General features: G+C 73.8%; 13 protein-coding genes and 1 pseudogene. 10 read left to right on the top strand and 4 right to left on the bottom strand.

Going from position 1 to position 14,507, the window contains the following annotated elements:
* Window positions 1-194 precede the first annotated feature (194 nt).
* Complete coding sequence (locus BFF77_RS09050) at window positions 195-641, top strand: Lrp/AsnC family transcriptional regulator (RefSeq protein ID WP_066946077.1); 447 nt, start codon at window positions 195-197, stop codon at window positions 639-641.
* A 97-nt stretch (window positions 642-738) separates the two neighbouring features.
* Here BFF77_RS09050 and BFF77_RS09045 read toward each other — a convergent pair whose 3' ends face one another.
* From BFF77_RS09045 to BFF77_RS09035, 3 genes are read right to left on the bottom strand one after another with little or no spacing between them, the layout of a single operon-like run.
* Window positions 739-3,798: an AAA family ATPase gene (locus BFF77_RS09045; protein WP_066946056.1), complete on the bottom strand. Its 3,060-nt coding sequence runs from the start codon at window positions 3,796-3,798 to the stop codon at window positions 739-741.
* The gene (locus BFF77_RS09040; RefSeq protein WP_066946053.1) at window positions 3,795-4,961 is read right to left on the bottom strand and encodes an exonuclease SbcCD subunit D; all 1,167 of its coding nucleotides are present in this window, start codon (window positions 4,959-4,961) and stop codon (window positions 3,795-3,797) included. Before BFF77_RS09040 ends, BFF77_RS09045 begins: the two co-directional genes overlap by 4 nt.
* Window positions 4,958-5,578, bottom strand: coding sequence for a YigZ family protein (locus BFF77_RS09035; RefSeq protein WP_066946050.1), 621 nt, complete (start codon window positions 5,576-5,578; stop codon window positions 4,958-4,960). The genes BFF77_RS09040 and BFF77_RS09035 overlap by 4 nt, the downstream gene beginning before the upstream one ends.
* A 206-nt stretch (window positions 5,579-5,784) precedes the next feature.
* Between BFF77_RS09035 and BFF77_RS09030 the strand changes: the two genes are divergently transcribed.
* The 9 genes and pseudogenes from BFF77_RS09030 to BFF77_RS08990 all read left to right on the top strand — a co-directional run bounded on the left by BFF77_RS09030 (window position 5,785) and on the right by BFF77_RS08990 (window position 12,581).
* Window positions 5,785-6,555, top strand: a complete 771-nt coding sequence (locus BFF77_RS09030; protein WP_066946047.1) for a CoA transferase subunit A — start codon at window positions 5,785-5,787, stop codon at window positions 6,553-6,555.
* A complete protein-coding gene (locus BFF77_RS09025) occupies window positions 6,555-7,202 on the top strand; it encodes a CoA transferase subunit B (protein ID WP_066946043.1) in 648 nt (215 codons plus the stop codon). The genes BFF77_RS09030 and BFF77_RS09025 overlap by 1 nt, the downstream gene beginning before the upstream one ends.
* 47 nt (window positions 7,203-7,249) lie before the next feature.
* Window positions 7,250-7,417 (top strand): annotated as a pseudogene (locus tag BFF77_RS09020) (3-oxoadipyl-CoA thiolase); the annotation flags it as partial.
* Window positions 7,418-7,428: 11 nt separating this feature from the next.
* A complete protein-coding gene (pcaH, locus tag BFF77_RS09015) occupies window positions 7,429-8,202 on the top strand; it encodes a protocatechuate 3,4-dioxygenase subunit beta (RefSeq protein ID WP_066946038.1) in 774 nt (257 codons plus the stop codon).
* A complete protein-coding gene (gene pcaG, locus BFF77_RS09010) occupies window positions 8,202-8,783 on the top strand; it encodes a protocatechuate 3,4-dioxygenase subunit alpha (protein WP_066946036.1) in 582 nt (193 codons plus the stop codon). Before pcaH ends, pcaG begins: the two co-directional genes overlap by 1 nt.
* On the top strand, window positions 8,770-10,161 hold the full coding sequence (gene pcaB, locus BFF77_RS09005) for a 3-carboxy-cis,cis-muconate cycloisomerase (RefSeq protein ID WP_066946033.1): 1,392 nt from the start codon (window positions 8,770-8,772) through the stop codon (window positions 10,159-10,161). Before pcaG ends, pcaB begins: the two co-directional genes overlap by 14 nt.
* Before the next feature lie 60 nt (window positions 10,162-10,221).
* The gene (gene pcaD / locus BFF77_RS09000) at window positions 10,222-11,187 is read left to right on the top strand and encodes a 3-oxoadipate enol-lactonase (protein WP_079124965.1); all 966 of its coding nucleotides are present in this window, start codon (window positions 10,222-10,224) and stop codon (window positions 11,185-11,187) included.
* A 1-nt stretch (window position 11,188) separates the two neighbouring features.
* Window positions 11,189-11,596, top strand: coding sequence for a CoA-binding protein (locus tag BFF77_RS08995; RefSeq protein WP_066946030.1), 408 nt, complete (start codon window positions 11,189-11,191; stop codon window positions 11,594-11,596).
* A gap of 121 nt (window positions 11,597-11,717) precedes the next feature.
* Entirely contained in the window at window positions 11,718-12,581 is an 864-nt protein-coding gene (locus BFF77_RS08990; RefSeq protein ID WP_066946027.1) for an SDR family oxidoreductase, read from the top strand.
* Between the two features lie 130 nt (window positions 12,582-12,711).
* Here BFF77_RS08990 and BFF77_RS08985 read toward each other — a convergent pair whose 3' ends face one another.
* A complete protein-coding gene (locus tag BFF77_RS08985; protein WP_066946074.1) occupies window positions 12,712-14,394 on the bottom strand; it encodes a DUF885 domain-containing protein in 1,683 nt (560 codons plus the stop codon).
* Window positions 14,395-14,507: the final 113 nt, after the last annotated feature.

Here is a 14,507-nt window from a genome sequence, read left to right as displayed (position 1 = left end):
GGCCGGGAGCGGGCGCGGGCGCAGGGGCAGGAGCGAGGGAAGGCGCGGGAGCGAGGGCGGGGGCGGGAGTGGCGGCACGCGGGCCGGAATGTGTGGTCATGCCCAGAAATCTACGGTCGCAGATCCGTCCGCTGAAGAGGGATTCCCCGGTCCTTGCCTTGATGGACAGGGGCTTCGCCTGCTATTTCTCGGTGATGACCGAGTTTTCGCCGGATGCCACCGACTGGCACCTGCTGGATGTCCTGCAACGCGAGGGCCGGGTCAGTTTCGCCGAGCTGGCCAGGGCCGTCTCCATGTCCGCCAGCGCCGTGACCGAGCGGGTGCGCCGGCTGGAGGAGGCCGGGGTGATCTCCGGCTACACCGCGGTGGTCGACCGCGAGCGGCTCGGCCGGCCCATCCTCGCCTTCGTACGGCTGCGCTACCCGAACGGCAACTACAAGCCGTTCCACGACCTGCTGGAGGCGACCTCCGAGATTCTGGAGGCGCACCATGTGACGGGCGACGACTGCTTCGTGCTGAAGGTCGCCGCCCGTTCGATGAGCCATCTTGAAGAGATCTCGGGCCGGATCGGCACCCTGGGCTCGGTCACCACCAGCGTCGTCTACTCCTCGCCGCTGCCCCGCCGCTCCCTCAGCCGCTGAGAGCCCGCACCGTCTGCTCGGCCACACGGCACCGCCCGCTCAGCCGCCGCCGTCCGCTCAGCCGCCGTCCGCGCCGTCACGCCGCCGTTCCGCGCCGTCACGTCCCCGGCTCGCCCGTCGCGCGCTGGCGCACCGCCGAGCCGTGCCGTTCCTTGACGATCTCCAGCTGGGCCGGGACACGGCGGCGCAGATCGGCGACATGGCTGACGATGCCGACGCTGCGGTCGCGTTCCCGCAGTGTGTCCAGGACGTCGAGCACCTCGTCCAGCGTCTGGTCGTCCAGGCTGCCGAAACCCTCGTCGATGAAGAGGGTGTCCAGCCGTACGCCACCGGCCTCGTCGGTGACGACGTCCGCGAGACCGAGGGCCAGGGCCAGGGACGCGAAGAAGGTCTCGCCGCCCGAGAGCGTCGCGGTGTCGCGCGCGCTGCCGGTCCAGGCGTCGACAACCTGGAGTCCCAGTCCCGACCTGCGCGCCCCGCCCGCCCGCGCGTCGGAGTGGACGAGGGCGTACCGCCCGGAGGACATGCGCTGGAGCCGTACGGTGGCCGCGGCGGCGACCTGTTCCAGCCGGGCCGCCAGGACATAGGACTCCAGGCGCATCCTGCGCTCGTTGTCGGCGGAGGTGCCCGCGGTCAGTCCGGCGAGGCGTGCCACCCGGTCGTACTCCTCGCGCACCGGGCCGAGCGCGCGCACCTCCGTCTCGGCCAGCCGGGAGAGCCTGGCCAGTTCGGCGCGGCGCTCCCGGGCGCCGACGGCGGTGGCGGACGCGTGCCGCGAGGCCCGTTCCGCCCGGTCGAGGGCGTCCCGCGCGGCGGCGGTGGCGGCGGGCGGGCACGCGGCGGCGGCCCGGGCGTTCGGTTCGGCGAGCCGGTCGGCGATCGCGGCGGCCTCGGCCTGGAATTCGTCCAGCCGGTGCTGGAGTTCACGCCGGTCCCTGGCGGTGAGCAGGGCGCCGGCCGCGGCCTGCGGAGTGTCGAAACCGGCCCGGAAGGCGGCGCCGGCGAGCCGGCCGTCGGCCTCCTTCAGCCCCAGGGCCGTGGTGTCGACCGCGCGTACGGCCTCGGCGGCCTCGGCGAGCCACTGGGCCCGGTGCTCAAGCTGTCCGGCGCGTTCCGCGACGGACCTGGCGTCTCCCCGGGCGCGGCTCAACTCGGCGAGCAGCGCGCTCTGTTCGCGGTCGAGGGCCTCGCGCCGTGAGGTACGGGCGGCGCCCCGGCGTTCGGCCTGCTGCCGCGCGGCGAGGCGCTTCTCGTGCTCGCGCTCGGCGCGGTCGAGCGCCTCGCGGGCCGCGTGCGTACCGGCCGCGAGCCGGTGCGCCTCGGTGTACTCCCGCTCCAACCTCTGGGTGAGCGCCGTGAGTTCGGCGACACCGGCGCCCCCGTCGGCATCACCGTCCGCGCTCCCGTCCGCACCGCCGCCCGTACCTCCGGCCGCCTCGCGGGCCGCCGTGCAGCGCTCCACGAGCGCGACATGCTCGCGCTCGGCCGTGTCACGGGCTTTCGCCGTCCGCTGATACTCCGTCAGCGCGGCCTCCTCGGCGGCCGGTTCGACCTGTCCGTCGGTGGCGCGCGCGGGCTCGGGATGGGCGGCCGAGCCGCAGACCGCGCAGGGCTCGCCGTCGACCAGCCGGGCGGACAGCTCGGCCGCCATGCCCCGCAGCCGCCCCTCCCGCAGTTCGAGCCAGCTCTCGTGCGCGGTGTTGGCGTGCTCCCTGGCCCGGCGCAGCCGCCGCTCGGCGTCGTCGGCCGCCGCTTCCAGGCTGTCGCGCCGGACGGCGGCTTCGAGCCGCTGCCGGGCGGGTTCGAGCCGTCCGGCGAGCTGTTCGGCGCGGGTCGCCGCCTCCTGAGCGGCCTCGATACGGTCCCGCAGCGCCCGGCGTCCGGACTCCCAGCCCGCCAGCCAGCCCGCCGCGTCCTGGAGGATCTCCTCGTCGGCCCGCGCCTGCCGGTCCAGTTCGGCCAGGTCCTCGGTGATCTCCGCACTGCGCGGCTCCGCGCGCCGGGCCGCGTCCAGCGCACCGATTTCCTGCCTCATGGCCCGCTCCCGCGAGGCCAGTTGCTCGGCGCCCGCCTCGGCGAGATCGGCCGGCAGCAGCGCCCGCGTACGGTCGTGCTCGTCGCGCGCCGCCCGGTGCGCCTCCTCGGCCTCGTCGCGCAGGGCGAGCGCCGGGGCCACCAACTCGGCCTTGTGACCCCGGTCCAGCAGCTCCTGGCCGCGGTCGCGCTCGGCGCGGCGTTCCTCCAGCGCTTCGGCGCGCAGCCGCGTCTCGGCGAACCGCCCTTGCAGCCGGGCCAGTTCCTGTGCGGCGTCCAGCTCACTGCGGGCCTCCGCCCGTCGGCTCTCGGCCGCGGCGAGCGCCGACTCGGCGATGTCGGCCCGCTCCTGGGCGGTGGAGCGGGCGATCGCCGCCCACTCCAGAACGGCCTGCGCGAGCCCGGCGTCACCCGGTCGGCGCTCGGGCGGCGCGGGGGCCGAACTGCCGTCCGCGGCCTGGGCGATGCGCTGCGCGATGCCGAGCAGCCGGTCGTCACCCGCGCGTACCCGGTGTTCCGCGGCCCGGCGCAGCTCGGCGAGCCGTTCCTCGACGGCGGCGAACCGGCGCGTGTCGAAGAGCGTGCCGAGAAGCCTGCCGCGCGCCTCGGCGTCGGCCCGCAGAAAGCGGGCGAAGTCGCCCTGGGGGAGGAGCACCACCTGGCAGAACTGCTCACGGCTCATCCCGAGAAGCAGGCCGATCTCCTCGCCGATCTCCTGGTGGGAGCGGCTCAGCGCCCGCCATTCGGCGCGCCCGCTGTCGTACTCGCGCAGCAGGCTCTGCGCCTTCTCCGTGGTGAAGCCCTTGGCGCGCTTCTTCGGGCGCTGCTGGGCGGGCCGCCGCGTGATCTCGAACCGCCGTCCGCCCACGGTCAGTTCGAGCGCCACCTCGGTGGCGGTCCCGGCGGACGCGTGGTCGCTGCGCAGCGGGGCGCCGGGACTCTGCCGCGCCCCGGGCACGGCTCCGTACAGCGCGTAGCAGACCGCGTCGAGCACGGAGGTCTTTCCCGCGCCGGTCGGGCCGTGCAGCAGGAAGAGCCCGGCGGCGGAGAGCGCGTCGAAGTCGACGGTCTGGGTGGCGGCGAAGGGGCCGAAGGCGGTGATCGTGAGCCGGTGCAGTCTCACCGGCTCACCTCGCGCGCCGCGCCGTCGGTCCGTACCTCGTCCAGCGCGCCCCGCAATACCGCGCGTTCGCGTTCGTCGGGCCCGGCTCCGCCCCGTACATGCGCCACGAAGTCCTCCGCGATCTGCTGGTCGGTGCGGCCCGCCAGCCGCTGGGCGTAGGAGGCGAGCGGATCGTCGTCCGCGCGCTCGGGAGCGAAGACCAGGCTGAGTGTGTGCGGGAAACGCCCGGTGAGCCGCGCCATCGGCTCGGCCGGGCGGACCGGGTCCGTCAAGGTCGCCTCGACCCAGGAGTCCTCGTGCCGGGCGAGCCCGGGATCGTCGAGCAGCGTGTCGAGCGGGCCGCGGATCCTGGCCAGCGCGCGCGGCACCGGGCAGTCGACCCGCTCGGCCTCGATCTCGCCGCCCGGCCCCAGCTCCACCAGCCACATGGTCTTGCGGTGGCCGGACTCCGAGAAGGAGTACGCGAGCGGTGAACCCGCGTAACGGACACGGTCGGTGAGGGTCTGGCAGCCGTGGAGATGGCCGAGGGCGGCGTAGTCCGCGCCGTCGAAGATCCCCACGGGCACGGAGGCCACTCCTCCGACGGTGATGTCGCGCTCGCTGTCGCTGGGCGCACCGCCCACGACGAAGGCGTGCGCGAGGACGACGCAGCGGGTACCGGGAGCGCGTCCCGCGAGGTCGGTCCTCACCCGCTCCATCGCGGCACCGAGCACCGCCTCGTGGGCGGGCTTCGCCGCCTTGAACTCGTCGCGCACGAGGGCCGGTTCGAGATACGGCAGTCCGTAGAAGGCCACCTCGCCATGGGCGTCGGAGAGGAGTACGGGAATGCCGCAGCCGGCCGGGTCGGTCCGCAGATGGATCCCGGCGTGCTCCATCAGCCCGGCACCGACACCGAGTCTGCGCGCCGAGTCGTGGTTGCCGGAGATCATGACGGTGGGTACGCCGGCCCCGGCGAGGCGGTGCAGCGCGCGGTCGAAGAGCTCCACGGCGGCGAGCGGCGGTACGGCCCGGTCGTAGACGTCCCCCGCGACCAGGACCACGTCCACCTCGTGCTCCCGGACGGTCGCGACGAGATGGTCGAGGAAGACGGCCTGGGCGTCGAGCAGGCTCACGCGGTGGAACGACCGGCCGAGATGCCAGTCGGAGGTGTGCAGAATCCTCAAAGGAAGGCCTCGCCGCCCAGTTCCAGTACGGCCGTTCCGGCCGTGGTGTCGGCGAGCCAGACACGGAAGGACGCCAGGTCCGCGTCCGGCAGGCCGATGCCGATGGTGACCGTCTCGCCGTAGCGCACCTCGCGCACCGTACGGCCCGTGGCGCGCAGATCGTTCTCCAGCCTGCCCGCGCGCTGGTGGTCGACGGTGACGGTGGCGAGCCGGAAGCGCTGCCGTGTCACCGTGCCCAGGGCGTCCAGGGTCTCGCCGACCACTCCGCCGTACGCGCGGATGAGCCCGCCCGCGCCGAGTTTGACGCCCCCGTAGTAGCGGGTGACGACCGCGGCGGTGTAGCGCACCTCGCGCCGCATCAGCATCTGGAGCATCGGAGCCCCCGCCGTCCCGCCGGGCTCTCCGTCGTCACTCGCCCTCTGCACGGAGGCGTCGGCGCCGATCACATACGCGTAGCAGTTGTGCGTGGCCGTCGGATGCTCCTTGCGGACGCGGGTGACGAACTCCTGCGCCTCCCGTTCGGTCGCGGCGGGCGTCAGCGCGCAGAGAAAGCGCGACCGGTTGATCTCGGTCTCGTGGGTCCCCGCGCGGGCGACGGTCCGGTACTGCTCCTGCATCCGCCCACCCTATGCGGCGGCGTCCGACGGGAACGGCCGGGGCGTACGGTCCGTGCTCCCGCCGGGACCGCGGAAGAACCGCGCCGAGGCGCGGGGACTTCTGACGCGTGGCGTTGACAGGGCCGTGCCCTCGGATCACACTCTGCCGTGCGCAAAGAGATGAACTAAAGTTCACTGGGCGAACAAGGGTCGGAAGGGGGCGGCGGATGGACAAGGTGGTCGCGTCGGCCGCGGAGGCCGTGGCCGACATTCCTGACGGGGCGTCGATCGCGGTCGGCGGCTTCGGTCTCGCCGGAGTCCCCGACACGCTGATCGGCGCCGTTCACGACAAGGGCGTCAGCGGCCTGCGGGTGGTGTCCAACAACTGCGGTGCCATGGACTCGGGCCTCGCCGTACTGCTCTCCGCGGGCCGGATAGCCGGTGTCATCGGCAGCTACATCGGCGGGAACAAGGAGTTCGCCCGCCAGTACCTGGGCGGTGAGCTGGAGCTCGAACTGATCCCGCAGGGCACCCTCGCCGAGCGGCTGCGGGCCGGCGGCTGCGGCATTCCCGCCTTCTTCACCCCGGCCGGCGTCGGCACCCAGGTCGCCGACGGCGGCCTGCCCTGGCGCTACGACGGAAAGGGCGGTGTCGCCCTCGCCTCCCCGCCCAAGGAGATCCGCGAGTTCGACGGGACCGAGTACGTCCTGGAGCGCGGCATCACCACCGACTTCGCCCTCGTCCGGGCGGCCAGGGGCGACCGCCACGGGAACCTGGTCTTCAACAAGTCCAGCCGCAACTTCAACCCGCTCGCCGCCATGGCGGGCCGGATCACCGTCGCCGAGGTCGAGGAACTGGTCGAGCCCGGCGGGATCGACCCGGACCAGGTCCATCTGCCGGGCATCTTCGTCCAGCGCGTGGTGGCGCTCACCCCGGGCCAGGCCGCCGGCAAGAAAATCGAGAAGGTCACCGTCACGCCCGGGGAGGTGCGGGGCTGATGGCCTGGACGCGAGAGGGGATGGCCGCCCGCGCGGCCCGGGAACTGCGCGACGGCGAGTACGTCAACCTCGGCATCGGCCTGCCGACCCTGATCCCCAATCACCTCCCCGGGGACGTCCACGTCGTCCTCGAATCCGAGAACGGCATCCTCGGCACCGGACCCTTCCCGTACGTGGACGAGCTCGACCCGGACCTGATCAACGCGGGCAAGGAGACCGTCACGGTCCTGCCCGGCGCCTCCTTCTTCGATTCGGCCCTGTCCTTCGGCATGATCCGCGGCGGCCACATCGACACCGCCGTGCTCGGCGCCATGCAGGTCTCCGCCGGCGGCGACCTCGCCAACTGGGCCGTCCCCGGGAGGATGGTCACCGGCATCGGCGGCGCCATGGACCTGGTGCACGGCGCCCGCCGGGTCGTCGTCACCATGACCCACACCGCCAAGGACGGCAGCCCCAAGATCCTGGAGAAGTGCGGGCTGCCGCTCACCGGCAGGGCCTGCGTCGACCGGATCATCACCGACCTCGGCGTTCTGGACGTCACCGAAGGCGGTCTGGTGCTGGTCGAGACCGCCCCCGGCGTCACCGCCGAGGAGATCGGCCGGAAGACGGCCGCCGAGGTCCGCGTCGCCGAAGGGATCCTCCGGTGAGCTTCCGCCCGCGTGAGGTCCATGTCGTCGACGCCGTCCGCACCCCGGTCGGCAAGTACGGCGGCGCCCTCGCCATCGGCCATCCGCTCGGCGCCTCCGGCGCCCGGCTCGCCGGCTCCGTCGCCCACCAGCTCAAGGCGGCGGGCTCCGGCACCGGTGTGGCCGCCCTCTGTGCCGGCGTCGGCCAGGGCCTCGCCCTCGTCCTGGAAAGGTAGGAAAGACCCGGATGACCACCCTTCTCACCCAGGGCGACATCAGCGCCGAGATCGCCGACGAGCGCGAGGCGTACGCCGCACGCGTCGCGGCCGGCGCGCCCGTGGAGAACCACCCCGGCCGCGGCTACGCCCCGTACCGCGGCAGTCTCCTGCGCCACCCCGAGCGGCCACTGGTCGCCGTCCACGGTGACCCCGAGGCCGTCGAACTGTCCGGGCCGGTCTTCGGCGTCACGGACGTCACGGCCTTTGACCACGACCTCACCAGGCAGCACCGCGGCGAGCCCCTCGGCGAGCGCGTCAAGGTCACCGGCCGCGTCCTCGACCGCGACGGACGAGCGGTCCGCGGGCAGCTCGTCGAGATCTGGCAGGCCAACGCCTCCGGTCGCTACGCCCATCAGCGGGACGACCACCCGGCCCCGCTCGACCCCCACTTCACCGGCGTCGGCCGCACCCTGACCGGCGACGACGGCGAGTACGAGTTCGTCACCGTCAAGCCGGGCGCCTACCCGTGGCGCAACCACGTGGGCGCCTGGCGTCCGGCGCACATCCACTTCTCGCTCTTCGGTACGGCGTTCACCCAGCGCCTGGTCACCCAGATGTACTTCCCCGGGGACCCGCTCTTCCCGTACGACCCCATCCTCCAGTCCGTCACCGACGAATCCGCGCGGGCCCGTCTGGTCGCCGCCTACGACCACGACCTGTCCGTCCCGGAATGGGCGCTCGGCTACCGCTGGGACATCGTGCTCGACGGCCCCTCCGCCACCTGGACCGAGGAAGGCCGCTGATGTCCCTCGCCCCCACCCCCTCGCAGACCGTGGGCCCCTTCTACGGCTACGCTCTCCCCTTCGCCAGGGGCGGCGACCTGGCGCCCACCGGTCATCCGGACACCATCACCGTCCACGGTCACGTCTACGACGGCGCCGGCGAACCCGTGCCCGACGCCCTCGTCGAGATCTGGCAGCCGGCCCCCGACGGATCCCGCACCGGCGCCCCCGGCTCGCTGCGCCGCGACCCCGTCACGGGCGGGATCATCGGCCGCGACGGGGTCGCCTTCACCGGCTTCGGCCGTGTCGCCACCGACGCCGACGGCCACTACGTCCTCCGTACGCTGCCGCCGGGCGGAGCCCCCTACCTGTCGCTCATCGTCTTCGCGCGCGGCCTGCTCCACCATCTGTGCACCCGGGTCTATCTGCCCGGACGGGCCGACCCGACGGCCGATGTGCTCCTCGCCTCGCTGAGTCCCGGGCGCCGGGACACGCTGCTCGCCGCACCGGACGGCGGCGGGGCCCCGGGTGTCCTTCGGTTCGACATCCGTCTGCGGTACGACGGCGTGCACGAGGAGACGGTCTTCCTTGCCTTCCACTGACCCCGCCGAGGACCTCGGCCTGCTCTCACCGGTGCGGGCCGGGTCGGCGGCCGAGGCCGCCACGGGCGACGCCGCGTACGTACGGGCCATGCTCGACGCCGAGGCCGCGCTCACCCGCGCCCAGGCCGCGCTGGGTCTCGTCCCGGCCTCGGCGGCGGGCGCCGTCACGGAGGCGGCCGCCGAGACCGGCCGCTACGACGTACGGGACCTGGCGCTGCGCGCCCGCGCCGGCGGCAACCCGGTCATCGCGCTGGTCGCCGACCTCACCGACGCCGTCGCCGAACGGGACGCGGAAGCGGGCGCCTTCGTCCACCGCGGCGCGACCAGCCAGGACATCCTGGACACGGCCGTCATGCTGGTCGCCTCCCGCGCCCTGGCGCCGGTGCTGGCCGATCTCGACCGCACGGCCGGGGGGCTGGGCCGGCTCGCCGCCGAGCACCGCGACACGCCGCTGCCCGGCCGCACGCTGACGCAACACGCCGTCCCCACCACATTCGGGCTGAAGGCGGCCGGCTGGCGCGCCCTGGTGCTCGACGCCCGCGACCGCCTCGCCGCCGTCCGGGACTCCCTCCCGGCCCAACTCGGCGGCGCGGCGGGCACGTTGGCCGCCTTCCACGCCTTCGCCGAGGCCGACGGGGTGGCCCTCGAAGGCGACATCGGTGTCCTGCTGCTCGCCGCCTACGCCGCCGAGACCGGCCTCGCCGAGCCCGCGATGCCCTGGCACGCACTGCGTACCCCCCTCGCGGACCTCGCCGGTGCGCTGGCCTTCACGGCGGGCGCCGTCGGCAAGTTCGCGGCCGATGTGCTGCTGCTGTCCCGCACGGAGACCGGCGAACTCTCCGAAGGCACCGGCGGCGCCTCCTCCGCCATGCCCCACAAGGCCAACCCCGTCCGCGCCACCCTCGTCTCCGCCGCCGCCCGCCAGGTTCCCGCCCTCGCCTGCGTCCTCTTCGGCTCCCTCGCCGCCGAGGACGAACGCCCCGCCGGCGCCTGGCACGCCGAGTGGCAGCCCCTCCGCGAAGCCCTCCGCCTCGTCGGCGGTGCCTCCCGCGACGCCGCCGAACTCGTCGAGGACCTGCGCGTGCACCCCCACCGCATGCGGGACAACCTCGCCGCCACACAGGGCCTCATCGTCTCCGAGCACCTCGCCGCGGCCTTCACCGCCCTGATCGGACGCGACAAGGCCCGATCCGCCCTGGCCCGAGCCGCCCGCCGCGCGGTCGAGGAGGGCCTCGAACTCGACGAGGCGCTACTCGAAGAGCCCGCGCTCGCCGGCGTCCTGCCCGAGGAACGCCTCCGCGAACTCACCGACCCCCTCACCTACCTGGGCTCGGCCGGGGCCCTGGTCGACCGCGCCCTGCGGCGTGCGCCGCCCTGACGCCCGAAGCGGGCGAAGCACCCGTGAGGGCAGTGCAGGAGACCGGACCGAGGAGACCGTATGACCCATCTGCTGCACCACCGCGTGGACGGCCCAGGCACCGCGCCCCCGCTCGTCCTCGGCCCCTCCCTCGGCACGTCGCTCGCCGTGTGGGACGCCCAGGCTCCCGCGCTCGCGCGCACGCACCGAGTGGTCCGCTACGACCTGCCGGGGCACGGCGACTCGCCGGCGCGGCTCATCCGGACGGGAGCCACCGTGGCCGGCCCGGGAGCGACCGTGGCCGACCTCGGGCGGCTGGTCCTGGAGCTCACCGACAGCCTGGCGATCGAGACGTTCGCGTACGCCGGTGTGTCGCTCGGCGGAGCCGTCGGGACATGGCTCGCCGTCAACCACCCGGACCGGATCCGCGGCCTCGCGCTGCTGTGCACGTCGGCACGGTTCGGGGAGCCGTCCGGCTGGCGGGAGCGCGCGGCCCTGGTCCGGGCGAGGGGCACCGGCCCGGTCGCGGACTCCGCCGCGAACCGCTGGTTCACGCCGGGGTTCGCGGGCGAACCGGCCGCCGAGGCACTGGTGGCCGATCTGCGGGCCGCCGACCCGGAGGCGTACGCGGCCTGCTGCGACGCGCTGGCCGGGTTCGACCTGCGCGCGGAGCTGCCGGGGATCACCGCACCGACCCTGGTGATCGCGGGCCGCGAGGACCCCGCGACCCCGCCCGCCCACGCGCGTGAGCTGGCCGACGGAATCCCCGGGGCGGGCCTCACCGAGATCGCGCACGCGTCCCACCTGGCCAACGTCGAGCGCCCCGCGCCCGTACTGGCCGCGCTCTCCGCCCACTTCGCCGCCGAACCGGACCGCCCGAACGGCGACGGCACGAGGCACGGCGCGCGAACGGCGGTCCGCCGGACCGGCCCGGGCTCCGCCGTACCCGCCGGGGGCCGGGAAGAGGGTTTCCGGCATCCGTCCGGGAATGGCGCGGGGCCGCCGATCGTTCCCCCCGAGGCGGACACACGACCCCTGGAGGCATGACGTGCACAGCGAGACGGACACCGTCCGCAAGATCCTCGAAGAGCTCGGCGACACCTGGGCGATCGTCGGTCTCTCCTCGAACGAGCGGCGCCCCGCCCACGGAGTCGCGAAGGTCCTCCAGCGCTACGGCAAGCGGATCGTCCCCGTGCACCCGAAGGCCGAGACGGTGCACGGAGAGCAGGGCTACGCCTCCCTCGGCGCCATCCCCTTCGACGTCGACGTGGTGGACGTCTTCGTCAACAGCGACCTGGCGGGCGCCGTCGCGGACGAGGCGGTGACCATCGGGGCGAAGGCCGTCTGGTTCCAGCTCGGCGTGATCGACGAGGCCGCGTACGACCGCACCCGCGCGGCGGGTCTCGACATGGTCATGGACCGCTGCCCGGCGATAGAGATCCCCCTGCTCCCCTGACCCCTGCGGACATCGGACGCCGGCCCGGCGGCGCGGGTCGGCGACGGGCGAGGGGGTGGGCGGCGGGCCACGGGCAATCACGGTTGTCCGCCGCGTCCGGTGCAGGCGATCATGGGCGCCCATGACCGGACCTGATTCCACCGTTGACTTCCCCGACCCCCTGGCCCTGCGCCGTGACCCGTTGCCGCTGCGCGGCCGGACCGCGCTGGTGACCGGGGCCAGCCGCCGTGACGGCATCGGCTGCGCGATCGCGCGGCGGCTGGTCGCGTACGGCGCGAGCGTCTATCTCCATCACCATGTGCCGCACGACGCGGATCAGCCCTGGGGCGCCGATCCCGAGGGAGCGGAAGGAGTCGCCGCGCGGGTACGGCAGGCACGGGCGGATCCGGCGGCGCGGGTGGTGCACGGTCCCGCCGATCTGTCCGCGCCCGAGGCACCCGCAGAACTGATCGGCGCCGCCGCCGAGGCGCTCGGCGGCCGGCTCGACATCCTCGTCGCCAACCACGCGCTCAGCGGTTGCGACGGCACGCTCGACGCCGTCGACGCGGCGATGCTCGACGCGCACTGGGCGGTCGACACCCGGTCGGTCGTGCTGCTCGTCCAGGCGTACGCACGGCTGCGGGCCGCGCTTGCCGCCCGTACGCCCGGCGGCCGGGTCGTCATGATGACCTCCGGTCAGGACCACGGCGGCGGAATGCCGGAGGAGATCGCGTACGGGCTGGCCAAGGGGGCCCTCGCCTCGGCCACGCGGTCCCTGGCCACCACGCTCGCGGATCTCGCGGTGACGGTCAACACCGTCAACCCCGGTCCCGTCGACACCGGTTATCTGACGGGCGCCGCCTACGAGAGGGTCGCCGCGCTGTTCCCGGCCGGACGCTGGGGCATGCCCGACGAGCCGGCCCGGCTGATCGCCTGGCTCGCCACCGACGAGGCCGAGTGGATCACCGGTCAGGTCATCGACTCGGAGGGCGGTTTCCGCCGCTGAACCGGACGGCCGGCGCCTGAGTCCGGGCGGGACCGTGGCTCGCGGGGGCGCCGCGCGGCCGGCGGACGCTGCCGGGCCCGGGCCCTTCGGCCGGGACCGGCAGCCGCCGTACACCTACCGCCACCGTCGCTCAGAGCTTGGAGAGCTCTTCCACCAGATCGTCCAGACCCAGCGAGCCCTGCGACAGCGCCGCCATGTGCCAGGCCTTCGCGTCGAACGCCTCGCCGTGTGCCTTACGGGCGTTCTCCCGCCCGAGCAGCCAGGCGCGCTCGCCCAGCTTGTAGCCGATCGCCTGGCCCGGCATCGAGAGATAGCGGGTCAGCTCGCTCTCCACGAAGTCCGCGGGACGGCCGCTGTGGTTCCCGAAGAACTCCTGTGCCAGCTCCGGTGTCCACCGCTCGCCCGGGTGGAACGGCGAATCCGCCGGGATCTCCATCTCCAGATGCATGCCGATGTCCACGATCACCCGGCAGGCCCGCATCATCTGCGCGTCCAGATAACCGATCCTGCGCTCCGCGTCCGGCAGGAAGCCCAGCTCGTCCATGAGCCGCTCCGCGTAGAGCGCCCAGCCCTCCGCGTTGGCGCTGACCATGCCGACGGTCGCCTGGTAGCGGGAGAGCTGGTCGGCGACCAGCGTCCACTGGGCGAGCTGGAGATGATGGCCGGGGACGCCTTCGTGGTACCAGGTGGACACCAGGTCGTACACGGGGAAGCGGGTGGCGCCCATGGTCGGGAGCCAGGTGCGGCCGGGCCGGGAGAAGTCCTCCGACGGGCTGCTGTAGTACGGCGCGGCCGGCCCGCCGGGAGGCGCGATCCGGGACTCCACCTTCCGTACCTGCTCGGCGAGTTCGAAGTGCGTGCCGTCCAGCGCCTCGATGGCCTCGTCCATGAGGTTCTGGAGCCACTCCCTGACCTCGTCGACGCCCTCGATGTGCTTGCCGTGCTCCTCAAGATGCGCGAGTGCCTCCCAGGGACCCGCGCCGGGAAGGATCTTCTCGGCCTCGGTCCTCATCTCCGCCAGCAGCCGGTGGTACTCGGACCAGCCGTACGTGTACGCCTCGTCCAGATCCAGATCGGTGCCGTTGAAGTAGCGCGACCAGCGGGCGTAGCGCTCCCGGCCCACGGTGTCCGGCGCGTCCTCGACGGCGGGCGCGTACACATCGCGGATCCAGTCGCGCAGCTCCGTGACGGCGGCGGTGGCCCCGCGCGCGGCGTCGTCCAGTTCGGTACGGAGCGACTCGGGGCCCGCCGAGGCGAACTCCTCGAACCAGCCGCGCTCCTCACCGGCCCACTCCGTGAGCTGGCCGACGAAGGTCGCGGTGGGGCGCGGCCCGGCGTACAGCTTGCGTTCGAGTCCCAGAGCGAGCGAGGCGCGGAACCCGCCCAGCGCCGCGGGCACGGCCCGCAGCCGCTCGGCGATCGCCGACCAGTCCTCGTCCGTCTCGGCCGGTGTCACGGTGAACACATCGCGGATGTGATGCGCCGGCGAGTGGATGTTGCTGACCTTGCGCAGCCCTTCGTCGGCGTCGTGGACGGCGAGCTCCGCCGTCAGCCGCTCACGCAGCAGCCGGCCGCAGCACCGCTCGGCATCGGCGTCCGCGCCCGGCAGCGTCTCGGCCCGGTCGAGCCGTGCGAGCGTCTCCCGGGCGAGATCGGCGAGAGCCTGCTGACCGGCCGGGGAGAAATCGGGAAGGCGACGGGAACTTTCCGCGACGCCCAGAAAGGTGCCGGTGATGGGATCGAGTTCGATGAGTGCGTCGACGTAGGCGTCGGCGACCTGGCGGGGCAGCGCGCTGCCGGCTGTGTCTGACATGCGGGCCATCTTCTCCAAGACGGAGCGCCCTCGTCACATCATGAATTCCGTGGCATGGGCGGATTGGCCGACGACAGAGGCTTGAGCGGCCCGCGATCGCCCTGCCGGAAGGC

The organism is Streptomyces lushanensis (assembly GCF_001700515.1).
Classification (GTDB): Bacteria; Actinomycetota; Actinomycetes; order Streptomycetales; family Streptomycetaceae; genus Streptomyces; species Streptomyces lushanensis.
This window is presented reverse-complemented; position numbering and strand designations above follow the sequence as displayed.